The following is a 22663-nucleotide window of genomic DNA, read 5'->3' as shown; positions in this document are numbered from 1 at the left end:
GGGCGCCACCGCCTAAGCTGGGAAGAACATGAATCTCCTCCAGCTCCTGCCGGACACCGGCACTGCCTCAAATCCCGACGACGTCTACACCCGGTTCATCGAGTGGGTCGAATCCCGTGGGATGTCGCTCTACCCCGCCCAGGACGAAGCCGTCATGGAGCTGGTCACCGGCAACAACGTCATCCTGGCCACCCCCACCGGGTCGGGGAAGTCGATGGTCGCGATCGCCGCCCACTTCCACGCCATGTCCACCGGGTCCGTCAGCTATTACACGGCACCCATCAAGGCGCTCGTATCGGAAAAGTTCTTCGCCCTGTGCGACATCTTCGGACCGGAGAACGTCGGCATGGTCACCGGCGACTCGGCGGTCAACCAGGACGCCCCGATCATCTGCTGCACCGCCGAGATCCTGGCCAACATCGCGCTGCGGGAGGGCTCCGCCGCGGACCTCGGCACGGTGGTCATGGACGAGTTCCACTACTACTCCGATCCGCAGCGCGGTTGGGCCTGGCAGGTGCCGCTGCTGGAACTGCCGCAGGCGCAGTTCCTGCTGATGTCCGCGACGCTGGGGGACGTAACCCGGTTCGAGAAGGAGCTCACCGATCTCACCGACAGGACGACGGTCACCGTAAGCTCGGCGGAGCGTCCCATCCCGCTGCACTACTACTATGTGCAGACCAGCGTGCAGGAGTCTCTGGAGGAACTGCTCTCCACCAGGCAGGTTCCCGTCTATGTGGTGCACTTCAGCCAGTTGGAAGCCATTGAGCGCGCCCAGAATCTCATGAGCATCAACGTCTGCACCCGGGAGGAGAAGGACCGCATTGCCGAGCTGATCTCGGGTTTCCGGTTCGCGGCCGGCTTCGGCAAGACCCTTAACCGCCTGGTCCGGCACGGCATAGGTGTCCACCACGCGGGCATGTTGCCCAAGTACCGCCGGCTCGTGGAGCAGTTGGCCCAGGCCGGGCTGCTGAAGGTCATCTGCGGCACGGACACGCTGGGCGTGGGCATCAATGTGCCCATCCGGACCGTGCTGCTCACCGCCTTGAGCAAGTACGACGGCGTGCGCACCCGGCTGCTCAATGCGCGCGAATTCCATCAGATCGCCGGCCGCGCGGGGCGGGCCGGGTACGATACGGCGGGCACCGTCGTCGTGCAGGCCCCGGAACACGTGGTGGAGAACACCAAGGCGATGGCCAAGGCGGTGGCCAAGTTCGGCGACGACCAGAAAAAACTTCGCCAGGTGGCGAAGAAGAAGCCGCCGACCGGTTTCGTGAGCTGGGGCGAACCGACCTTCCACAAGCTGGTGGAGAGCGACCCCGAGCCCCTGACATCCAGCTTCTCCATCAGCCACGCGATGCTGCTGAACATCCTGGAGCGCCCCGGGGACCCGTTCGCCGCCGCCAAGCGGCTGCTGACGCGCAACCACGAAACACGCGCCTCGCAGCTGAAGCTGATCAAGAAGGCACTGGGCATTTACCGGGAGCTGGTGGTCTCCGGCTTGGTGGAACGCCTGGACGCACCGGATGAGAACGGGCACCTCGTCCGACTGAAGGTGGACCTGCAGCCGAATTTCGCGCTGAACCAGCCGCTTTCCCCGTTCGCCGTGGCCAGTCTGGACCTGCTGGACCCCGAGGACGGCGGCTACGCACTGGACGTGGTCTCAATCATCGAGGCCACGCTGGAGAAGCCCCGCCAGATCCTGTCCGCGCAGGAGAAGAAGGCACGCGGCGAAGCCGTGGCCGCGATGAAGGCCGACGGCATCGAATACGACCAGCGGATGGCCCTGCTGGACGAGGTGACCTACCCGCAGCCGCTGGCCGAGCTGCTCGAGGCCGCCTTCGAGACCTACCGGCACGGTGCGCCCTGGCTGGGCGACTTTGAACTTGCCCCGAAGTCGGTAATCCGTGACATGTACGAACGGGCGATGAATTTCGGCGAATTCGTGCAGTTCTACGGGCTGGCCCGCAGCGAGGGCATAGTGCTCCGCTATCTGACCGACGGCTACAAGGCGCTGCGGCAGACCGTGCCGGCGGAGGCCCTGCGCGAGGCCCTGGCCGACATCATCGCCTGGCTGGGTGAGCTGGTGCGGCAGGTCGACTCGAGCCTGCTGGACGAATGGGAAGAACTAGCCGCGGGCAAGGGCGCGGCGGATCTGGCGGCCGAGCACGCCGCCGAGTCGGTTTTCACGCAGGAGCCGCCCAAGCTGACCGACAACATCCGGGCCTTCCGCGTCATGGTGCGCAACGAGCTGTTCCGCCGGGTCGAGTTGTTCGCCGACGAGCAGGAAGAGGAACTGGGTGCACTGGACGCCGATGCGGGCTGGGACGCCGACCGTTGGGCGGACGCCATGGACGCCTACTTCGAGGAGTACGACGACATCGGCATCGGGCCCGATGCCCGCGGACCGGCGCTGCTGATCATCGAGGAGCAGCCGGCGGTCTGGAAGGTGCGGCAGATCTTCGATGACCCGGCCGGAAACCGTGACTGGGGCATCAGCGCCGAAGTCGACCTTGCCGCCAGCAACGAGACGGGAGCTGCAGCGGTCCGGATTCTCGACGTCGGACCGGCCGGCCGCATGGCCTGATCGCGTAGCTGCCGGGCCCGGGTCCGCTTGCAGGCGGTTGGCAGCGACCCTAGGGTAAAAAGCACACTTACCTTCCATGGGGCGCAGTGTGTGCTCCCCCGGCGACGCGACAGGGAGACGATTGTGAAAGCACTGACCTGGCAGGGCAAACGGAAGCTGAGCGTCGAGCAGGTTCCGGACCCGGTCCTGCGGGAACCCACCGACGCCATCATCAGGGTCACCTCCACCGCCATCTGCGGGTCCGACCTGCACCTCTACGAACTGTTCGGCCCGTTCCTGTCCCCCGGCGACGTCCTGGGTCATGAACCGATGGGGATCGTCGAGGAAACCGGCAGCGCCGTGCCGGGGCTGAAGCCCGGCGACCGGGTGGTGGTTCCCTTCAATATCGCGTGCGGGCGCTGCCACATGTGCAGCCGGGGCCTGCAATCGCAGTGCGAAACCACGCAGGTCAAGGACAAGGGTTCGGGCGCTGCATTGTTCGGCTACACGGAGCTCTACGGCTCTGTTCCGGGCGGGCAGGCCGAGTTCCTGCGCGTCCCCCACGCGGACTACGGTCCCATCAAGATCGAGGACAACCAGGCGCCGGACGAGCAATACCTGTTCCTCTCCGACATCCTCCCGACCGCCTGGCAGGCAGTGGCCTATGCCCAGGTTCCCGACGGAGGCACGCTGGCGGTCTTCGGGCTCGGACCGGTCGGCCAGTTCGCCGCCCGCATCGGCCGCCACCTGGGCCACCGCGTCATAGGTGTCGACCTTGTCCCGGAGCGGCTGGAAATGGCCCGCAGGCACGGCATCGAGACCCTGAAGTGGGGCCCGAGGATCGCCGACGAACTGCGTGATGCGACCCAGGGCCGCGGGCCGGAGTCGGTGGTCGACGCCGTCGGCATGGAAGCACACGGCGCGACGGCTGCGGCCACCGCACAGTTCGCCGTCGGGCTCCTCCCCGACGCCGTGGCCAAAAAGCTGATGTCGACCGCAGGCCTGGACCGCCTGTCCGTCCTGCACGCCGCGATCGACGCCGTGGCCCGCGGCGGCACCGTCTCGCTGTCCGGCGTCTACGCCGGCCAGGCCGACCCCATGCCGATGCTCACGCTCTTCGACAAGCAGGTCACGCTGCGGATGGGCCAGTGCAACGTCCGGCGATGGATCGACGACGTGCTGCCGCTGGCGGGCGATCCGGCAGATCCCCTCGGCGTCGGCGACCTGGTCACGCATACGGCCCGGCTGGATGACGCGCCGGCGATGTACGAGAAATTCCAGAAGAAGGACGACGGCTGCATCAAGGTGGTGCTCAAGCCGTAGCGCCCGCTCCGGGACGCTAGGCTTTTGTCATGTCTGTGATACGCCCGGCCGACGAAGCCGATGTCCCCGTCATCCTCGACCTGATCCGCGATCTGGCGGTGTACGAGAAGGAACCGGATGCGGTCAAAACAACGCCGGAACAGCTGAAAGACGCCCTGTTTTCCGCTCAGCCGTCCGTCTTCGCGCATGTCGCCGAAGACGACGGCGGTGTGCAGGGCTTCGCTCTCTGGTTCCGGAACTTCTCCACCTGGGAGGGCGTACACGGGATCTATTTGGAGGACCTGTACGTCCGGCCTGAGGCCCGCGGACGGGGGTACGGCAAGGCCCTGCTGCAGACGTTGGCCAGCCACGCGGTGGCGTCCGGGTACGCCCGGGTGGAATGGGCGGTACTGAACTGGAACCGCCCGTCCATCGACTTCTACCGCAGCCTCGGCGCCCGGCCGCAGGAGGAATGGTCAACGTTCCGGCTGGCCGGCGACGCCCTCGCGTCGTTCGGCTCGGGAGCGGGCAAGGTGCACGCGTGACGGGACACCGGGTGACCGGCACACACCGCAGCCGTGGAATGAGGACGGCCGGGTATTTCTTCGACGTCCCGCTCGACCACGCGGACCCGGACGGCGAGACCGTGGAAATCTTCGCGCGCGAGTATTCCTCCCTGGAACACGACGACGCCGCGGCGGCGCGGCTGCCGTGGCTGCTGTTCCTGCAGGGCGGGCCCGGCGGCCGGGGCAACCGGGTGACGTCGTTGGCCGGCTGGATGAAGGAGGCGGCCAAGACCTTCCGCATCCTGATGCTGGACCAGCGCGGCACCGGCCTCTCCTCCCCCGTGAACCGGCAGACGTTGCCGTTGCGCGGCGACGCCGCGGCACAGGCGGCCTTCCTGGCACATTTCCGCGCGGATTCGATCGTGCGCGACGCTGAACTGATCCGGCAGGAACTCGGCAGCGGACCATGGAGCATCTTCGGACAGAGCTACGGCGGCTTCTGTGCGCTGACCTACCTCTCCCTCGCACCCGAGGGGCTGCGGGAAGTGCTGATCACCGGCGGCCTGGCCCCGCTGGCGGGAGGAGCCGACCGGGTCTACCGGGCCACCTTTCCCCGGGTGGAAGCCCGCAACCGGGAATACTTCGCCCGCTACCCGGAAGACCGGGCCCGGGTCACCGCCGTCGCACGACACCTGGAATCGGTTCCCGAGTACCTGCCGTCCGGCGAGCGGTTGACCACCGGCCGGTTCCAGATGGTTGGGTCGTATCTGGGCGGCAACACCCGGATCGACGCCCTGCACTACCTGCTGGAGGACGCCTTTGTCCCGACTCCGTCGGGCCAGCGGCTCTCGGATTCCTTCCTGGAGCAGGTCGCCGTACTCGTGAGCCGTGCTGCCAACCCGCTCTATGCCCTGATGCACGAATCCATCTATGCCCAGGGCGAAGCGACCGGCTGGGCGGCATGGCGCGTACTCCGCGACTTCCCGCAGTTCGCCCCGGAGGCGGCCGAGCCGCTGCTAACCGGCGAGATGGTCTATCCCTGGTACTTCGAGCAGGATCCGGCGCTGGTGCCGCTGCGCGAGGTTGCCGAGCAGCTGGCGGCGAAGTCCGACTGGCCGGCCCTCTACGACGCCGACCGGCTGGCCGGGAACGACGTGCCCGCCGCCGCCGCCGTATACCGCGACGATATCTACGTGGAGCGCGGCCTGTCGCTGGAAACGGCCGCGCAGGTGAAGGGGCTGCAGGTCTGGGAAACCGGTGAGTTCCATCATGACGGCATTGCCGACGACGGCGAGGCCGTCTTCGAGCGCCTGCTCGGCATGGTCCGGGTCTAGCTGCCTTCCCTCAAGCCTCGGCAATGCGCAGGAATGCTTTACCCGATGGTCTGTACGTAGAAGTTTTCGTTCCGAAGGCATCCCTCCGGCGCGCTCTCAGAGAGATGGTCGAGTTGGTCCTGTCGGAGGGTTCCCCCGCCAAAGAATACCGGTCCTCCGATCGCCAAAGACCGGCCTTCGACTTCCACGGTCAGCAGTTCCTGCCCCTGACTGAATGCGGCGTGGGACACCCTCGTCACCGCAGCCCGAGAGAAGGATCGACACCACGGTCACTGCGGCCAAGACCTGCCGGTGGCTCACGATGGGCTCCTGTCGCCGGAACCAACTCCTGCCCGGACGCCCCCGCTGCGGGCGGCAAGAACCGGTGCCAGCAATATGACGACGGCAACGGCGGCGGCCGCCGCGTTCAGGCCGGCGAACCCCAAGGCGGCCAGCAGCGGGCCCGACAAAGCCGCACCCAGGGCCCCCGCGGCGCCCATGAGCGTGTCGGACAGGCCCTGTGCCGGCACGCGACCGGACTCCGGCACCGACTCGGCCAACAGCGTGGAGCCGGCAATCACCGAGGCCGACCACCCCAGGCCCAGCAACACCAGCCCGGCACCCACCAGCCACGTGTCCTGCTGTCCCAACCCGGCCAGCGCCGTCGCGGCCAGGAGGACCAACTGCCCGGCCACGATGGTCCGGGTGCGTCCCAGGCGGTCGGTCAGCCAGCCCATCAGCGGCGAGAGGGCGTACATGCCGGCCAGATGCAGCGAGATCGTGAAGCCGATGATGGCGAACGTGTCTGTCTGGCTGTGCTGGTGCCCGCCGGCATGGTCCAGCGCCTGCAGGTGCACGGGCGTCATGGACATGACCGCTACCATCACCAGCTGGGCGCCCACGACGGCCGCCAATCCGAGCGCGGCCATGGGATGGTGCCGGACCGCTGCCACGCCCGTTCGCAGGGTTCCGCGGCGGTTGACCGGCAGGGCTTCCCCGCCGCCGCGTGAACGCGCATAGTCCAGTGGGTCCGGCCGCAGGCCCACCAGCAGCAGCGCAGCGCCGATGGCCATGCCTGCCATCGAGAACAGGAACGGCCCGGACGATTCCGGCAGTCCGAGCGCGGCGCCCAAATCGGCGCCCGGGCGGATCAGGTTGGGTCCGGCCACGGCACCGACCGTGATGGACCAAACCACGAAGGCCAGATCCCGGCCGCGATGCTGTGGCACGGCCAGGTCCACCGCCGCAAAACGGGCCTGCAGATTCGCCGCGTTGCCGACCCCCAAGAGGGCGGAGCCTGCCAGCAGCACCGCAAAGGATCCGGTGACCGGTGCCAGCGCCATCAACGCCGAACCCAGCAGGGCCAGCAGCAGACCGGTGACCAGCGCCCGCCGGCGTCCGGAACGGGCGGCGACACCGGCCAAAGGCAGCGCCGCCAGCGCGGCGGCCAGGGCTATCGCCATGGTGGACGTTCCTGCCAAGGCCTCGCTGCCGGTGAGCTCCACGGCCAGCAGGGAGCCGATGGCCAGCCCCGCGCCATGGCCCAAGCCGCTGAACAGCTGGGCCAGGGACAGGGAAACAACGACGCGGCGCTGAACGGCCCTCGTGCGAGGGTCTGCGTTCAGCGCCGCGTCTGGTTGCCGGATCACACGCCGATCCTAGCCGACCTGCAACCGGATGAACCGCCGTTACTCGGTGTCGGACTTGGCGCGCTCGGCGTCCGACTGGACGGGCCCGGCATCCGACCGGGCGGGCGCGGCATCCGACCGGGCTGGCTCGGCGTCCGACTCGCTGTTTGCCGCCCTGGCGCGTTCGGCGTCCTTTGCCAACCTCGCATCGATGGCTGCCTGACGGCCGGCAGGGCTGAGCAGGCTGGCCACCGTGGCGACCACCAGGGTCCCGATGATCACGCCGAGCGACAGCTGGGTGGTGATCACAGGGATCCACTCAACATGCTGGCCGCCGTTGATGAACGGCACCTCGTTCTCGTGCAGCGCGTGGAAGATCAGCTTCACGCCGATGAAGGCCAGGATGATCGACAGCCCGTGCTTGAGGTAGACCAGGCGGTCCATCAGGCCACCGAGCAGGAAGTAGAGCTGGCGCAGGCCCATCAGCGCGAAGATGTTCGCCGTGAAAACAATGAACGCGCTCTGGGTGAGGCCGAAGATCGCCGGGATGGAGTCAACCGCGAACAGCAGGTCGGTCATGCCGATGGTGATGAAAACGATGACCATGGGGGTGAACAGGCGCTTGCCGTCGACGGTGGTGCGCAGCTTGTTGCCGTCGTAGTGCTCGCTGACCGGCAGCTTCTTGGTCAACCGGGAAATCAGCCCGGACTCGGAGCCTTCTTCCTCGTCCTCGCCCGAGTCTGTTGCCTGCTTCCAGGCGGTCCAGAGCAGGAACGCCCCGAAGATGTAGAACACCCAGCTGAACTGGGCGATCAGCGTCGCGCCCAGCAGGATGAAGATGCCCCGCAGGATCAGCGCGATGATGATGCCGAACATCAGCACTTCCTGCTGGTACTTCCTCGGCACGGAGAACCTGGCCATGATGATGATGAAGACGAACAGGTTGTCCACGCTGAGGCTGTACTCGGTGATCCAGCCCGCCAGGAATTCCTGGCCGTAGTCGGGGCCGGCCTGCCAGAACAGCATGCCCGCGAAGATCAGCGCCAGTGTGACGTAGAAACCGACCCAGAGGCCGGCTTCCTTCATGGACGGCTCGTGCGGCCGCTTGACCACGTACAGCAGGTCGAACAGCAGGATGGCGCCCAGAACCACGAAGGAAATGACCTCAAAGGGCAGCGATAATTGGTCCGACACGGAACCTTGCCTTTCACAGAAGATGCCGCGCGTGTGCGGTGCGCGGGTGCGAGTGTTCGCCGCAAGTCTCTCCGCCTGCCGCTCTGCGGCCAGGCCACTGCGCCCGGCGGGGCGTCGATGCCCCGCGTGTTGACGTCCACAGTGTTCGGGATACTCCCCTACGCTCGGTCAAGTGTAGCGCAGGTGCGCCTGACGACGGCGGGTGCGCACCGCCGTCGTCATCTGCCCGCCGGAAACCGGTGCCGCAGCCGCCGAGGGCTTAGGCGTGGCCCGCGGCGCGCATCTGCCGCAGGTCCTTCTTCAGGTCCGAGACCTCGTCGCGCAGCCGGGCAGCCAGCTCGAACTGCAGCTCCGCCGCTGCGGCGTGCATCTGCTCCGTCATCTGGGCGATCAGCTCGCCCAGATCCTCGGCCGGTGCCGCGGCCAGCCCGTCGCGGCGGATCTTGTCCTTCGACACGGCCGCGGAAATCCCTCGCTTGCCCTTGCCGTAGTCGAAGTCTTTCAGCAGCTGCTGGGTGTCGGCGTCTTCGCGGGCCAGCTGGTCGGTGATGTCCGCGATCCGCTTGCGCAGCGGCTGCGGGTCCACGCCGTGCTTCTTGTTGTGCGCCACCTGGATCTCACGGCGTCGGTTGGTTTCCTCGATCGCGTTGGCCATCGAGTCCGTGATCTTGTCCGCGTACATGTGCACTTGGCCGGAGACGTTGCGGGCGGCACGGCCGATGGTCTGGATCAGCGAGGTGCTGCTGCGCAGGAAGCCTTCCTTGTCCGCATCCAGGATGGCCACTAGTGAGACTTCGGGCAGGTCCAGGCCCTCGCGCAGCAGGTTGATGCCCACCAGGACGTCGAAGGTGCCCATCCGCAGTTCACGGAGCAGTTCCACGCGGCGCAGCGTGTCCACGTCCGAGTGCAGGTACTGGACCTTCACACCGTGCTCATTGAGGTAATCGGTCAGGTCCTCGGCCATCCGCTTGGTCAGCGTGGTGACCAGGACGCGTTCGTTCCGCTCCACCCGTGCGTTGATCTCGCCCAGCAGGTCGTCGATCTGGCCCTTGGTCGGCTTGACGATGACCTCGGGATCCACCAGGCCCGTGGGCCGGATAATCTGCTGGACATAGCCGTCGGACTTGGACAGCTCGTACTTGCCCGGCGTGGCCGAAAGGTAGACCGTCTGCCCAATTCGTTCCAGGAACTCGTCCCACTTCAGCGGCCGGTTGTCCATCGCGGACGGCAGCCGGAAACCGTAGTCCACCAGGTTGCGCTTGCGGGACATGTCGCCTTCGTACATCGCGCCAATCTGCGGCACGGTGACGTGCGATTCGTCGATCACCAACAGGAAATCGTCCGGGAAGTAGTCCAGCAGGCAGTGCGGCGCCGTGCCCGGACCGCGGCCGTCGATATGCCGCGAGTAATTCTCGATGCCGTTGCAGAACCCCATCTGCTGCATCATTTCCAGGTCATAGGTGGTGCGCATCCGCAGCCGCTGTGCTTCCACCAGCTTGTTCTGCGACTCGAGCACCTGCAGCCGGTCACGCAGCTCGTCCTCGATGTCCCTGACCGCCCGGCTCATCCGGTCCTCGCCGGCCACATAGTGCGACGCCGGGAAGACGTACATTTCCGTCTCCTCGCGGATGATCTCCCCGGTGACCGGATGCAGCGTCTGGATCTGCTCGATCTCGTCGCCGAAGAACTCGATCCGGACGGCCAGTTCCTCGTACATCGGAATGATTTCCACGGTATCGCCACGGACCCGGAAGGTGCCCCGGTGGAAATCGACGTCGTTGCGGGCGTATTGCATGGCCACGAACCGGCGCAGCATGTCGTCCCGGTTCATTTCGGCGCCCTTACGGAGCGTGACCATGCCCGCGATGTATTCCTCAGGCGTGCCCAGACCGTAGATGCAGGACACGGTGGCGACCACGATGACGTCGCGCCGGGTCAGCAGCGCGTTGGTGGCAGAGTGGCGCAAACGTTCGACTTCCTCGTTGATGGAGGAGTCCTTCTCAATGAAAGTGTCCGTCTGTGCCACGTAGGCTTCCGGCTGATAGTAGTCGTAGTAGGAAACGAAGTACTCCACGGCATTGTTCGGCAGCAGCTCACGGAACTCGTTGGCCAGCTGGGCGGCCAGAGTTTTGTTCTGCACCATCACCAGGGTGGGCCGCTGGACCTGTTCCACGAGCCAGGCGGTGGTGGCGGACTTGCCGGTGCCGGTGGCGCCGAGCAGCACCACGTCCTTCTCCCCGGCCTGGATCCGTTCGGTCAGCTCCTTGATCGCCGCTGGCTGGTCGCCGGCAGGCTGGAATTCACTGACCACCTCGAAGGGCGCTACAACGCGTTTGATGTCCTGCGCAAGACTCATGCCGTTAACGGTAGACCCGATTGCGGTCAGTGTGGGTCCGGAATCGCTCTGGGCCTAACCCCCGCCGCGGATGGGCCGACCCGCCATGGCCCCTTGACCACTGCCCCGTAGCGCTGCGTGCGGTACATCTGTGGGTGCAGCGACGACGATCGGAAGGCACGCCATGGACGCGGTCCGGACCTATCCCGAGGGTGTGACGTCGTGGATTGACGTCGAACACCGTGATGTTGGGGCGGCCAAGGACTTCTACGGCGGACTCTTTGGCTGGACCTTCGCCGAGGCTACCCCGCCGGGCGTATCCCCGCGCTATGTGATCGCCAAGCTCGACGGCCGGGACGTCGCCGGTCTCGGCGAGGGCATTGCTGCGGCAAACCCCGCCTGGAAACACGTACGTAGCGGTGGTGGATTCGGAGGCGGCGGCGGACAGGATCCGCTCTGCGGGCGGACAAGTGCTCTCCGGCCCGACCGGTGCCGGTGGGGGCGGCCGCGCGACGCTGTGTGCTGATCCGGCCAGCGTTCCGTTCCGACTCTGGCAGGCCCGGAACAGGCCGGGCGCCCAGGCAGTCAACATGCCGGGCGCGTGGAATTTCAGCGACCTGCACGCCGCTGATCCCGCCGCAGCCTCAACCTTCTACGGCCAAGGTCTTCGGCTGGCGATTCGACGACGTCGGTTTCGGCAGCATGATTCGCGTCCCCGGCTACGGCGACCATCTGCAGGCGACCAGTGACCCCGGCATCCACGAGCGCCAATCGGGCATCAACGTCCCGCCGGGGTTCGCGGATGCCATCGGGTGGCTCACCGCCCTGCAGCCCGGCGAGACGGCACACTGGCACGTGGCGTTCGCGGTCGCCGACCGCGATGAGACCGCCGCCGCCGCTGAACGGTTGGGCGGGACGGTGCTTGGCCAAACCAACACCGACTGGACGCGGGATGCGCTAATACGGGACCCGTTTGGCGCCGTCTTCACCGCCAGCCAGTTCGCACCGGCCTTCGGGTGAGGGGCGAAGTCGCTAGCTGCCGGCGGCCGGCGGCCTCCACCCGGTGTCCCGGGCCCACTGGTTCATCTGCGGATCGGCCGTCCGGCTGAACCAGTCTTCCTTCGCGCGGGCGTAGCGGCCGGTGGAAGCGTCCGAGGCATGCAAGCCGGCGAGCCGCCGTTTCTCGGCTAGATACGCCTCGGCGGCGCCGGGGTCGGCCCGCAGCCAGTCCCGGAACAGCAGGGCATAGCGCCACCCCGGCGAGCCGGCCGCCCGGATGTGGACGTTGACCGCACGACCGGGGTCGGCGTTGCCGTGCAGTCTCTTCTGCCAGTCCCCCGGCTCCGGATGCTCCGGTCTCGGGGTGTCGCGCCAGGTACCGGGCCAGCGCGGGAATCCGGCCGCGGCCAGTGCGTCCGCGGCGGAATCGGCGTCGTCCAGGCTGCGCACGGTCACCTGCAGGTCCAGCACGTCCTTGGCCGGCAGCCCCGGAACGGCCGTCGAACCAACGTGATCGACGGCAAGGATGCGCGGGTCGGCGCGACTGATCCGCTTCGCGAGCAGGGATGCCTGCGCGGGCCAGTGCGGCTGCGGGTTGAGCAGGACCGGCGGGCCGGTGCGCGGAGCCAGCCGACCGGCCAACAGATTCTGGTTGAACGGCACCAGCCGTTCCGCCCAGAGCGCGTCCAGTTCGGCCAACAATTGTTCCCGGGTGCCGTTGTTCTCCAGCACGACGTCGGCCGCGGCCCTGCGTTCTGCCGGGGAGGCTTGGGCGGCCATGCGGGAGCGGGCGTCAGTTTCGGTCATGCCGCGGTCCTCAACCATGCGCCGCAGCCGCTCGTCTTCGGGCGCGTCGATCACCAGGACCAGATGGAAGGAGGGGCTCTGCCCGGTTTCCACCAGCAGCGGGATGTCCTGGACCAGGATGGCGCCCTCGCCTGCCGCGGCTACCTGGGCCGCGGCGCCGGCGCGGACCAGCGGATGCACAATCCCGTTCAGGCGCTCGCGTTGCGCGGGATCGTTGAATACCAAGGCGCCGAGTGCCGGACGGTCAAGCCTGCCGTCAGCCGTGAGGATCCCGGGGCCGAACGCGTCGACGACGGCGCGCAGGCCGTCGGTGCCGGGCTCTACCACTTCCCGGGCGATGGCGTCGGCATCGATCAGGGTGGCGCCAAGCTCGGCCAGCCGCCGGGCAGCCAGCGATTTTCCGGCGGCGATACCACCGGTGAGTCCGATTCTGAGCACGGCCTCAGTCTAGCCAGCGCGCAGGCCGGCACCGCGCCACCGCGTGTTCCGTCGGCCGCGCCGGACCGGACCCGCGCCGCGCGAGCCCAGCGTCGGCCGCGCCCGCCCCGATCGCCGTCGCCCTGCCTCCGTCGTGCTGCCTCCGGCGGGCAGGGGTGGCCTGGGCCCGCTACTCCTCGTGCCCTTGGTCTGCGCTCATCTGGTCTTCGGCCGGCGGAGTTTCTCCGGGCGGGACGCCACCGCCGGGTTCCAGTCCCGTGATGTTCTGGCTTTCGGGATCAGGGTTGGCCGAGTCGCCCTGGTCGGCCGAGACCCGGCCTTCATTGCCGCCGTCGGGCGTGGCCGGGCCGTGGCCCTTTCCGCCTTGGACGCGCGGGTCGAATTCCGGCTGGTTCTTCGCCATGGTTCCGCCGTTCGTTGCGTTCTCCGGCCGCCGAAGCAGGCGCGGCCCTGTGCCACCCAGACTAGGCACGTCCGGGGCCGCCGGACAAGGGACCCGGACAAGGGACCAGGGGCGGGCGCCGCCCGTGCTGACCTGCATATCCGCGGGAGCCGGCCACCACGGGCGGGCGCACTAGGCTGGATCCTATGGTTTCCCCGTCCCCCAACAGCAGCTACACCACCGTCGCCGGCGAGCACCGGCATGAGATCGAGATCAAACGCTCGCGGTTCATCACGGTGCTGCGACGGTCGGAGACGGAGGAAGAGGCCCGCGGCCTGGTCGCGGAGCTGCGCCGCGAATTCCACGACGCCCGGCACCACTGCAGTGCCTTCCTGCTGGGCCCGGACCGGGGCGTCCAGCGCTCGAACGACGACGGCGAGCCCGCCGGTACTGCCGGGGTCCCCATGCTGGAGGCCCTGCTCAAACGCGAGACGGCACCCGGGGTGACGGACCTCAGCGACGTCGCGGCCGTCGTCGTACGCTATTTCGGGGGAATCCTGCTGGGAGCCGGAGGACTGGTGCGGGCTTATTCGGAGTCGGTGTCGCAGGCCGTGGCGACCGCGCCGCTGGTCCGGCGGCGCCGGATGCGCCTGTTCGCGGTGCCGGCCGCGCATGCCGACGCCGGACGCCTGGAAAATGAGCTGCGGGCCGCGGGCACCGTGGTGCTTGGCAGTGAGTACGGAGCCGACGGCGTCCGGATCAACCTGGCAATGGACGACCAGCCGGCAGTCATCTCGCGCTTCGGGGAGCAGCTCGCCGCGCTGACGTCGGGTGGCCCGGGCGCGGAACCGCTCGGCACGGAATGGGTGGACCTTGACTGAGCATCACGAAGGTGCGCCCAAAGCGTCGAACGCAGCGGGCTCCGAACGGGAGGCAGCGGACTCCGCTCTGCAGCCGCACGCGTTCGATTTTTCCGCGCTCCGGCGCTGGCCCGACGTGGAGGCTGACAACCTCTTCGCCTACGACGCGGCGGACAGGTTGCTGCTGGACACCGCCGCGCCGCTGCTGGACGGCGTGGACGGAAGCCACATCACGGTGGTCAACGACCACTACGGGGCGCTGACGCTGGCCCTCGCGGCGGCCGGCAAGCACGGCATGCGCGTGGTCCAGGACCCGCTCAGTTCCGAGCGGGCCTTGGCCAACAATGCCACGCGGATGGGACTGACCGGCTACCGGAATCTCCCGCTGGAACCGGCGGCGTTCGACGGCGCACGGCTCGTGCTGCTGCAACTGCCCCGTGCGCTCGATGCGCTGGAGGAGATTGCCGGCTGCATCGCGGCGGCCGCCTCGCCCGGCGTCACGGTGCTCGCCGGCGGCCGGGTGAAGCACATGACCACGGCAATGAACTCCGTGCTCGGCTCCTCCTTCTCCTCCGTGACAGCGGGGCTGGCGCGGCAGAAAGCGCGCGTGCTCACCGCCACCGGTTCGCTGCCGGCGTCGGGCGGGCGCTTTCCCCTGGCGGAAGAGCACGACGTCGGGCTGCCGGTTCCGTTGCGGCTGCTTGCCTTCGGCGGCACCTTCGGCGGGCCCAGGTTGGATCCCGGGACCCGGTTCCTGCTGCCCTTGTTGGCGGGCGCCCGGCAGGCGGACCGCGCCGTCGACCTCGGCTGCGGCAACGGTTCCATCGCCGCGTATCTGGCCCTTGCACGCCCGGGGATGCGGGTACTGGCCACCGACCAGTCGGCCTCCGCCGTCGCGTCGGCACGTGCCACGGCGGAAGCCAACGCCGTGGCGGACCGCGTGCAGGTCCGCCGGGACGATGCGCTGTCCTCGCTGCCGGCGGCATCCGAACAGCTGGTGGTGCTCAACCCGCCGTTCCACATCGGCAACGCCGTGCACGCGGGCATCGCGCTGAAGCTCTTCGCCGACGCCGGGCGGGTGCTGGGACCGGCCGGGGAGCTGTGGACGGTCTGGAACAGCCACCTGGCCTACAAGCCGGCGCTGAACCGGCTGGTGGGCCCCACGCGGCAGGTGGCAAGGAACTCCAAGTTCACGGTCACCGTCAGCACCCTGGCCTGAGGAGCGGTTCACGGGTGGCAGGCGTCCGCTGCCGTGTCCCGGTCATGGACGCCTCTAGGTGCCGTAGTACCTGCGCAACTCGGCCTCTTCCTCCGGAGTGAGGCTGTCGGACGCTTCCGGCGAGGGCGAGTCCTTAATGGTGTCGTGGCTGTAGGCGACGTACACGTCGCGTGAATTGATGCGGGCGCCGGCAATCGGCACGAACTTCTCGCGGCTGTCGGCCAGGCCGAGGCCTACGGTGAGCCAGGTGATGGTTCCGGTAACCGGATCCTGATGGACCTGCCCCACGGCGCCCAGTTTTTGCTGCTCGTTGTCCCACACGGTGGATTGCTGCAAGGCGTGGATATCGACTTTATCTGCCATGTTCTCTCCGTTCCGGCCAACGGCCTGCGCGGGTGTGCTTACGTTCCTCACCCTAAGTGCCGCGTCTGCGCCCGGCAAGGACCGCAGCGGCCCCGGACCGGGCATCGGCCGCGCAGCGACGGGCGTTCCGGCGATCCGGAAAGGCGCCGGACACAGCGGAACCCCCGCACCCTGACGGTGCGGGGGTTCCTCAGCCAGCGATGCCGGGTTGCCCCGGCGCTGAGGGCCGTTGTTACTGGCCGGTCAGCTTCTCGCGCAGTGCAGCCAGGGCTTCGTCGGAAGCCAGGGTGCCGCCGCTGGAGGCCGGAGCCGCCGGGGCGTCGGAGGAGTAGCTGGTCGGGGCGGCCTCGGACTCGCTCGGAGCCTCGGCTTCCTCTGCCATGGAAGCAGCAACCTGCTTCTTGTGGGCTTCCCAACGCGCCTGGGCGTCGGCGTACTGCTGCTCCCACGCGGCGCGCTGCGCCTCGTAGCCTTCGAGCCACTCGTTGGTCTCCGGGTCGAAGCCCTCCGGGTACTTGTAGTTGCCCTGCTCGTCGTACTCGGCAGCCATGCCGTACAGGGCCGGGTCGAACTCGGAGCCCTCCGGATCGACGCCCTCGTTGGCCTGCTTCAGGGACAGGGAGATGCGGCGGCGCTCCAGGTCGATGTCGATGACCTTGACGAAGACCTCGTCGTTGACGGAGACAACCTGCTCGGCCAGCTCCACGTGGCGCACGGCCAGCTCGGAGATGTGGACCAGGCCCTCGATGCCGTCTTCGACGCGGACGAACGCACCGAACGGAACCAGCTTGGTGACCTTGCCCGGGACGATCTGGCCCAGGGCATGGGTGCGGGCGAAGGTCTGCCACGGGTCTTCCTGGGTGGCCTTCAGGGACAGGGACACGCGCTCGCGATCCAGGTCCACCTCGAGTACCTCGACGGTGACTTCCTGGCCAACCTCGACGACCTCGGACGGGTGGTCGATGTGCTTCCAGGACAGCTCGGAGACGTGCACCAGGCCGTCGACGCCGCCCAGGTCCACGAAGGCACCGAAGTTGACGATCGAGGAGACGACGCCCGGACGGACCTGGCCCTTCTCCAGCTTGTTGAGGAAGGTGGAGCGGACCTCGGACTGGGTCTGCTCAAGCCATGCACGGCGGGACAGCACAACGTTGTTGCGGTTCTTGTCCAGCTCGATGATCTTCGCTTCGATCTGCTGGCCGATGTACGGAGCCAGGTCGCGCACGCGGCGCATCTCGACGAGGGAGGCGGGCAGGAAGCCGCGCAGGCCGATGTCGAGGATCAGGCCACCCTTAACAACCTCGATGACGGTGCCGGTAACAACGCCGTCCTCTTCCTTGACCTTCTCGATGTCGCCCCAGGCGCGCTCGTACTGAGCACGCTTCTTGGACAGGATCAGGCGGCCTTCCTTGTCTTCCTTGGTCAGCACCAGGGCTTCGACCTCGTCACCGACGGCGACAACTTCGCCCGGGTCGACGTCGTGCTTGATGGAAAGCTCGCGGGAGGGGATGACACCTTCGGTCTTGTAACCGATGTCGAGCAGGACTTCGTCGCGGTCAACCTTGACGACAGTGCCTTCGACCAGATCGCCATCATTGAAGTACTTGATGGTCGCGTCGACGGCTGCGAGGAAGTCTTCAGCGGTACCGATGTCGTTGATGGCGACCTGCGGGGTACCGGGCTTCTCGGTGGAGGTGATGGTCATGTAGTAGGGGCTCCGATGTGGATAGTTTTCTGAGTTCCGCTGCTGCCCTGCTTCCCGGCGCACAGCAGCATTCGACCGCTGCTGCACAAGGGATGCATTGCCGTTTACGGAAACGGACTGATGTATTTTGGTGAAGCTCATGGAGCCTGCCCTTCACCGAAGGGCTCTCCATACGCATTACGCGCCCAATAAGTCTAACTGGTCGCGCCAATCCCGGCAAAGCGACCCGCCTTGTCGAGGCGCAGGGTTACGGCGAAGCGGCGCCTCGACGGCGCGCCCCCGGCAGGGTCAGAAATGCGTGATGCAGTACGGCGGGGTGTCCGATGAGAACAGGCGGTCCATGCTGGAGACGGCTTGCGCTGAGGCACCGGAGAAGTGGCCGGCCGCGGCCAGGGTCCGCGCCTGGACTCCGCCGAGATAGAGCGACCCGAGCGAATCCACGGGCACTACGGCGTCGACGCCGGCACCCTCCGGCAGGACTTCAACCGTACCCCGGCCGTCCCTGACGGTCAGCCGGTAGACGCCGCCGCAGATATCCAGCGGGTCGGTGACCCGCAGGGTGCACGAGCCGTCGTGCAGGTACGGCCTGGCTTGGAGGGCCGCTACCGGGTCCAGCACGCGCAGCCACAACACGTCTTCGACCGCCGCCACCTCGTAGCCGCGGCTGTCCGCCAGTCCCCACGCCAGCGGATCCTCCACCGGCCCGAGCGGGAACTTGATCCGCTCAACCAGATCCAGCGACCCGAGGTAACGCCACAACTCCAGGTACGCATCCTGCCCGGCGGCAACCAGGTCAACCACCTTCACCGTGTAGGGCTTGCTGTCCCAGCCGGCAAACCGGTAGCTGACATAGCCGTCCGGCCGGCCGTCGCCGTCGCAATGTACAGCCGCTCGCAGCGACTTGTCTTCGGACGGCTTGTCCTGGCTCCAGCGGCCCGAGACGCGGAAGGCGTAACTGGCCTGGCGTCCGATCGAGCCCAGGGTCCGGGCGTGGAACCCGTTGAATATTTCCGGCGCCAAGTCCTGGAGCGAAGCCGGGTCGGCCAACTCCATGGTCCCGGTGGCCGCGGCCCGCAGACCGAACCGCTCGCGGGCATCAATTTCCACTTCGCGGATGAACGTTGCGGCACCGAAACCGAAGCGTCCGTAGATGGTGGCCTCGGAAGCGGTAAGCGCCGCCATCGCGAGTCCCCGGCCGGCGGCCTGCTTCAAGTCGTCGGTGATCATCCGCCGCAACAGCCCCCGGCGCCGGTGCGTCGCCCGGACCGTCACCGCGGTGATCAGGTGGGTGTCCAGCAGCCGCCCGCCGCCCACATTGAGGGTGTTGACCATGGTGGCGTAGGTAGCGACGGGTACTGCGGGGTCCCACACGCCCGGGCGCTGCGTGTCGTCGTAGGCGCCCCAAAGAATCCGCTGGTCGGTGCCGTAGGTCCTGGTGTAGGCAGCAATGTCGGAGGCATCGGGTTTACCGTCGTGGAACCCGAAGCTGACCGCTTCGAACCAGCCGAGGGTCTTGGCGTCCGGCTTGTCGCCATCGAGCCCGGCGGCAAACCGGTCGATGCGGATGTCCTGGCGAGTTTCTTGTGTGTGGGTGGTCACGGTCTTCGAGCCTAGCGGCACCTCCTTCGGTCCGCCAGAGGAAGCCGCAGGCAGCGCACAGAACCGTCACCGCCCCTGCGTGCCCGCGACGCCCCGGCCAAGCGACCGGACTAGTGTCCGGCTTCCTGCCAGTTGGCGCCCACGCCCACCGACACGTCCAGCGGCACGGTCAGTTCCGCGGCGCCGCCCATCTGGGCCCGCACCAGCTGCTCCACCTGTTCCCGCTCCCCCGCCGCTACTTCGAGCACGAGTTCGTCATGGACCTGCAGCAGCATCCGGGACTTCAGTCCCTGGTGGCGCAGCTCCTCCGAGACACCGAGCATGGCTTTCTTGATGATGTCCGCGGCCGACCCCTGGATGGGCGCGTTGAGGGCAGCACGCTCCGACATCTCGCGCAGCTGGCGGTTATCGCTGGCCAGGTCCGGCAGGTAGCGGCGGCGGCCTTCGATCGTCGAGGTGAACCCGTCCACCCTGGCCTTGTCCACCACGCCGCGCAGGTAGTCGCGGACAGCACCGAACCGGGAGAAGTATTCCTTCATCAGTGTCCGGGCCTCATCCACGGAGATGTTCAACTGCTTGGACAGCCCGAAGGAGCTCAGCCCGTACACCAGGCCGTAGGACATGGCCTTGACCTTGGCGCGCATCTCGCTGGTGACATCCTCCGGGGCGACCCCGAAGATGTGCGAACCGACGAACCGGTGCAGGTCCTCGCCCGCCCGGAACGCCTGGATCAGGCCTTCGTCTCCGGACAGGTGTGCCATAATCCGCATTTCGATCTGTGAGTAGTCGGCGGTCAGCAGCAGCTCGTAGCCCTCGCCGACGACGAACGCCTCGCGGATGCGGCGGCCCGCCTCCGACCGGACCGGGATGTTCTGCAGGTTCGGGTTGATGGAGGAAAGCCTGCCGGTGGCGGCGACGGTCTGCGCGTAGGTGGTATGGATCCGCCCATCATCCGCCACGGTCTTGCGCAGGCCTTCCACCGTTTGCCGCAGCTTTGAAGCATCGCGATAGGCCAGCAGCTGGACCAGGAATTCGTTGCCCGTCTTGGCGAACAGGTCGTTCAGCGCGTCGGCGTCGGTCGAATAACCGGTCTTGATCTTCTTGGTCTTCGGCAGCCCCAGCTCCTCGAACAGCACCGCCTGCAGCTGCTTGGGAGAGCCCAGGTTGATTTCCTTGCCGATGATGCCGAAGGCCGCCGAGCTGGCCGCGTCGATGGTGACCGTGAAATCGTCCACCAGCCGGTCCAGCGCGCCGGCGTCGACGGCAATGCCGTCCAGTTCCATCCGCGCCAGTACCAGCGACAGGGGCAGGTCAAGCCCGCCCAGCAGCTGGTTGGCGCCACGATCCACCAGTTGTCCGGCGAAGTGTTCGCTCAGCTGCAGCGCGGCGAACGCCTGCACCACGGCCGGTCCGGCCTTGTCGTCCTCGGACAGGCCGAGCTCCAGCTGCCCGTTCGCCGCAGCTTCGGGGGCCGCCACGGACATCTTCAAGTGGTACTGGGCCAGGTCCGCCAGTTCGTAGCTGCGCCGATCAGGCTGGATGAGATAAGCCGAAATGGCGGTGTCGTCGACTACGCCCAGCAGCTCGAACCCGCGCCGCGAGAGAACCTTGTAGGCGTACTTGAAGTCGTGGACGATCTTCGGTGCGTCCAGGTCGGACAGCCAGTGTGCCAGCAACTGCTCGGCGTCTGCGTCCAAGGCAGTCAGCGGAACATACGCCGCCTGTGCGTGGGCCACCAGGGCCAGCCCGACGGCGTCGTCCCCGCCTTCCGCCGCTTCGGCCACCAACTGCAGGGCGACGTTGTGCTGGTTGGTCTCCTCCAGCCATTCCTTCAGGGCAGCCGCATCGGTGACCACCGCGTGGGCGGGGGCGTTGACCTCCGTCTCGCGGACGGCGTCCTCCTCACCGAAGAGGTCGAAGAGTCGCTTGCGCAGGGTGTTGAACTGCAGCGCATCGAAGAGTTCCTCGATGGCGGCGCGGTCGGGGTACTGCAGCACCATGTGCTCCAGCTTCACCGGAAGGTCCAGATCCCGCAGCAGATGGTTCAGCCGGCGGTTGCGCTTGACCAAATCGACATTGGCCCGAAGCGCCTCGCCGACCTTGCCGCCGATCGAATCCAAGTTGTCCAGGATGCCCTCCACGCCGCCGTAGAGGTTGATCCACTTGGCAGCGGTTTTCGGGCCCACGCCCGGAACGCCGGGGAGGTTGTCCGCGGTTTCACCGACCAGCGCCGCGAGATCCGAATACCGTTCCGGCCGGACGAAATACTTGGCTTCCACCGCGTCGCCGTCCATTGGCGGGATGTCGCTGATGCCCTTCTTCGGGTACAGCACGGTGACTTTGTCCGTGATGAGCTGGAACGCGTCGCGGTCTCCCGAGACCACAAGAACCTCCCAGCCGGCGGCCTCGGCCCGGGCACTGAGGGTGGCGATGACGTCGTCGGCCTCGTATCCGTCCAGGGTGACGGTGGGGATCTGCATCGCCTCCATCACCTTGACGATCAGGTCCACCTGGCCGTGGAATTCCTCGGGCGTCTTGTTGCGGCCGCCCTTGTACTCGGAATACTCCTCAGTGCGGAAGGTGGGGGTGTCCAGGTCAAACGCCACGGCGATGTGGGTCGGTTCGCGCTGCTCGATCATCTTGATCAGCATGGAAGTGAAACCGTAAACAGCATTCGTGTGCTGGCCGGTATCCGTGGAAAAGTTCTCCACCGGCAGGGCGTAGAACGCGCGGAACGCCATCGAATGGCCATCGATCAGCAGCAGGCGCTTTGGCCCCGAAGCTTCGCTCTCCGGGCCGGTAACGGGGGCTCCCTCGGCCTCCACTATCGCGGTCGCTGCTTCCGGTTTGTTAGTTTCACTCACACCTGCCAGCCTAGTTCCCATGAGCGACAAATTCACACCCGGCGACAGTGCTGCGGGACACTCGCAGGGCTCGCCCCCGGCCTCGGCCGTGGCCACGATCGCCGAACTCGTCGACGCCGGTGTCCCGGAACACTTGCACCGGTGGCTGATACACACCGGTGTGGGAGCGCTCGTGGTGAAGATGGGCATCGTTTTCAGCGAGATGACGCCGCAGCGCATGGTGGCAACCATGCCGGTGGAAGGTAATACCCAGGTGGCTGGCATCCTGCATGGCGGCGCGCATGTAGTGCTGGCCGAAACGCTGGGTTCCTTCGCAGCGACTCTGCACGCGGGCGCCGGCCGCCACGCCGTCGGCATCGAAGTTGGCGCCAGTCATCACCGTTCGGTCTCCTCGGGACGTGTCACCGGCACCGCGACGGCAATCCAGTTGGGCCGTTCGCTGACCGTCCACGAAGTCGTGATGACCGATGACGACGGACGGCGCCTCTCCACGGCGCGGATCACCAATCTGATTCGCGACAACGCGTAAGTAGCATTAACGGCCACTCCCCTGCGCTGGTTAGTGCCACTGCCCCTTGTGCTGAAA

Annotated in this window: 18 protein-coding genes; 9 read left to right on the top strand and 9 right to left on the bottom strand. The window is 67.3% G+C overall.

Going from position 1 to position 22663, the window contains the following annotated elements:
* Positions 1-28 precede the first annotated feature (28 nt).
* The 4 genes from AC5RV3_RS01210 (at position 29) to AC5RV3_RS01195 (ending at position 5705) form a co-directional block, all read left to right on the top strand.
* Complete coding sequence (locus AC5RV3_RS01210; RefSeq protein WP_494120606.1) at positions 29-2584, top strand: DEAD/DEAH box helicase; 2556 nt, start codon at positions 29-31, stop codon at positions 2582-2584.
* 123 nt (positions 2585-2707) lie between these two features.
* The gene (locus AC5RV3_RS01205; protein WP_494120605.1) at positions 2708-3886 is read left to right on the top strand and encodes a zinc-dependent alcohol dehydrogenase; all 1179 of its coding nucleotides are present in this window, start codon (positions 2708-2710) and stop codon (positions 3884-3886) included.
* 29 nt (positions 3887-3915) lie between these two features.
* Positions 3916-4410 carry a GNAT family N-acetyltransferase gene (locus AC5RV3_RS01200; protein WP_494120604.1) on the top strand — a complete coding sequence of 165 codons (495 nt, stop codon included), beginning with the start codon at positions 3916-3918 and terminating at the stop codon, positions 4408-4410.
* Positions 4411-4448: 38 nt separating this feature from the next.
* On the top strand, positions 4449-5705 hold the full coding sequence (locus AC5RV3_RS01195) for an alpha/beta fold hydrolase (protein WP_494121002.1): 1257 nt from the start codon (positions 4449-4451) through the stop codon (positions 5703-5705).
* Positions 5706-6001: 296 nt separating this feature from the next.
* Here the strand turns inward: AC5RV3_RS01195 and AC5RV3_RS01190 are convergent, their stop codons facing one another.
* The 3 genes from AC5RV3_RS01190 to uvrB form a co-directional block, all read right to left on the bottom strand.
* The gene (locus AC5RV3_RS01190) at positions 6002-7333 is read right to left on the bottom strand and encodes an MFS transporter (protein WP_494120603.1); all 1332 of its coding nucleotides are present in this window, start codon (positions 7331-7333) and stop codon (positions 6002-6004) included.
* A 39-nt stretch (positions 7334-7372) separates the two neighbouring features.
* Positions 7373-8506 carry a TerC family protein gene (locus AC5RV3_RS01185; RefSeq protein WP_494120602.1) on the bottom strand — a complete coding sequence of 378 codons (1134 nt, stop codon included), beginning with the start codon at positions 8504-8506 and terminating at the stop codon, positions 7373-7375.
* A 259-nt stretch (positions 8507-8765) separates the two neighbouring features.
* Positions 8766-10862, bottom strand: a complete 2097-nt coding sequence (gene uvrB, locus AC5RV3_RS01180; RefSeq protein WP_494120601.1) for an excinuclease ABC subunit UvrB — start codon at positions 10860-10862, stop codon at positions 8766-8768.
* 163 nt (positions 10863-11025) lie between these two features.
* Between uvrB and AC5RV3_RS01175 the strand changes: the two genes are divergently transcribed.
* Both AC5RV3_RS01175 and AC5RV3_RS01170 read left to right on the top strand, forming a co-directional pair.
* Positions 11026-11367: a VOC family protein gene (locus AC5RV3_RS01175; protein WP_494120600.1), complete on the top strand. Its 342-nt coding sequence runs from the start codon at positions 11026-11028 to the stop codon at positions 11365-11367.
* Positions 11368-11543: 176 nt separating this feature from the next.
* Complete coding sequence (locus tag AC5RV3_RS01170; RefSeq protein WP_494120599.1) at positions 11544-11861, top strand: VOC family protein; 318 nt, start codon at positions 11544-11546, stop codon at positions 11859-11861.
* Positions 11862-11873: 12 nt separating this feature from the next.
* Here the strand turns inward: AC5RV3_RS01170 and coaE are convergent, their stop codons facing one another.
* The gene (gene coaE / locus AC5RV3_RS01165) at positions 11874-13085 is read right to left on the bottom strand and encodes a dephospho-CoA kinase (protein ID WP_494120598.1); all 1212 of its coding nucleotides are present in this window, start codon (positions 13083-13085) and stop codon (positions 11874-11876) included.
* Between the two features lie 169 nt (positions 13086-13254).
* Positions 13255-13488, bottom strand: a complete 234-nt coding sequence (locus AC5RV3_RS01160) for a DUF6480 family protein (RefSeq protein WP_494112506.1) — start codon at positions 13486-13488, stop codon at positions 13255-13257.
* Positions 13489-13673: 185 nt separating this feature from the next.
* On the opposite strand from AC5RV3_RS01160, the gene AC5RV3_RS01155 reads away from it, so the two are divergent.
* The gene (locus AC5RV3_RS01155; RefSeq protein ID WP_494120597.1) at positions 13674-14348 is read left to right on the top strand and encodes an IMPACT family protein; all 675 of its coding nucleotides are present in this window, start codon (positions 13674-13676) and stop codon (positions 14346-14348) included.
* A gap of 67 nt (positions 14349-14415) precedes the next feature.
* Positions 14416-15546, top strand: coding sequence for a class I SAM-dependent methyltransferase (locus tag AC5RV3_RS01150; RefSeq protein WP_494121001.1), 1131 nt, complete (start codon positions 14416-14418; stop codon positions 15544-15546).
* A 54-nt stretch (positions 15547-15600) separates the two neighbouring features.
* On the opposite strand, the gene AC5RV3_RS01145 is transcribed toward AC5RV3_RS01150, so the two are convergent.
* The 4 genes from AC5RV3_RS01145 to polA all read right to left on the bottom strand — a co-directional run bounded on the left by AC5RV3_RS01145 (position 15601) and on the right by polA (position 22098).
* Positions 15601-15909 carry a PRC-barrel domain-containing protein gene (locus tag AC5RV3_RS01145; RefSeq protein ID WP_493987326.1) on the bottom strand — a complete coding sequence of 103 codons (309 nt, stop codon included), beginning with the start codon at positions 15907-15909 and terminating at the stop codon, positions 15601-15603.
* A 232-nt stretch (positions 15910-16141) separates the two neighbouring features.
* Positions 16142-17614, bottom strand: a complete 1473-nt coding sequence (gene rpsA, locus AC5RV3_RS01140; protein WP_494112509.1) for a 30S ribosomal protein S1 — start codon at positions 17612-17614, stop codon at positions 16142-16144.
* A gap of 288 nt (positions 17615-17902) precedes the next feature.
* Positions 17903-19213 (bottom strand): GNAT family N-acetyltransferase, encoded by a 1311-nt coding sequence (locus AC5RV3_RS01135; RefSeq protein WP_494120596.1) that lies wholly within the window; start codon positions 19211-19213, stop codon positions 17903-17905.
* Between the two features lie 110 nt (positions 19214-19323).
* Positions 19324-22098 carry a DNA polymerase I gene (gene polA / locus AC5RV3_RS01130; protein WP_494120595.1) on the bottom strand — a complete coding sequence of 925 codons (2775 nt, stop codon included), beginning with the start codon at positions 22096-22098 and terminating at the stop codon, positions 19324-19326.
* Here polA and AC5RV3_RS01125 point away from each other — a divergent pair.
* Entirely contained in the window at positions 22097-22606 is a 510-nt protein-coding gene (locus AC5RV3_RS01125; RefSeq protein ID WP_494120594.1) for a hotdog fold thioesterase, read from the top strand. The two genes, polA and AC5RV3_RS01125, sit on opposite strands and share 2 nt — an antisense overlap.
* Positions 22607-22663 lie beyond the last annotated feature (57 nt).

This window comes from Arthrobacter sp. Y3221114 (genome assembly GCF_059092625.1).
The sequence above is the reverse complement of the archived record's forward strand: the minus strand, read 5'-3'. Positions and strand labels throughout refer to the sequence as shown.

Excerpts from the sequence above, each read along its gene's own strand:
- AC5RV3_RS01170 (WP_494120599.1), top strand. The coding sequence starts at position 11,544 with ATGATTCGCGTCCCCGGCTACGGCGACCATCTGCAGGCGACCAGTGAC.
- AC5RV3_RS01125 (WP_494120594.1), top strand. The coding sequence starts at position 22,097 with ATGAGCGACAAATTCACACCCGGCGACAGTGCTGCGGGACACTCGCAG.
- AC5RV3_RS01210 (WP_494120606.1), top strand. The coding sequence starts at position 29 with ATGAATCTCCTCCAGCTCCTGCCGGACACCGGCACTGCCTCAAATCCC.
- AC5RV3_RS01200 (WP_494120604.1), top strand. The coding sequence starts at position 3,916 with ATGTCTGTGATACGCCCGGCCGACGAAGCCGATGTCCCCGTCATCCTC.
- rpsA (WP_494112509.1), bottom strand. The coding sequence starts at position 17,614 with ATGACCATCACCTCCACCGAGAAGCCCGGTACCCCGCAGGTCGCCATC.
- AC5RV3_RS01195 (WP_494121002.1), top strand. The coding sequence starts at position 4,449 with ATGAGGACGGCCGGGTATTTCTTCGACGTCCCGCTCGACCACGCGGAC.
- AC5RV3_RS01145 (WP_493987326.1), bottom strand. The coding sequence starts at position 15,909 with ATGGCAGATAAAGTCGATATCCACGCCTTGCAGCAATCCACCGTGTGG.
- uvrB (WP_494120601.1), bottom strand. The coding sequence starts at position 10,862 with ATGAGTCTTGCGCAGGACATCAAACGCGTTGTAGCGCCCTTCGAGGTG.
- AC5RV3_RS01155 (WP_494120597.1), top strand. The coding sequence starts at position 13,674 with ATGGTTTCCCCGTCCCCCAACAGCAGCTACACCACCGTCGCCGGCGAG.
- polA (WP_494120595.1), bottom strand. The coding sequence starts at position 22,098 with ATGGGAACTAGGCTGGCAGGTGTGAGTGAAACTAACAAACCGGAAGCA.
- AC5RV3_RS01175 (WP_494120600.1), top strand. The coding sequence starts at position 11,026 with ATGGACGCGGTCCGGACCTATCCCGAGGGTGTGACGTCGTGGATTGAC.
- AC5RV3_RS01160 (WP_494112506.1), bottom strand. The coding sequence starts at position 13,488 with ATGGCGAAGAACCAGCCGGAATTCGACCCGCGCGTCCAAGGCGGAAAG.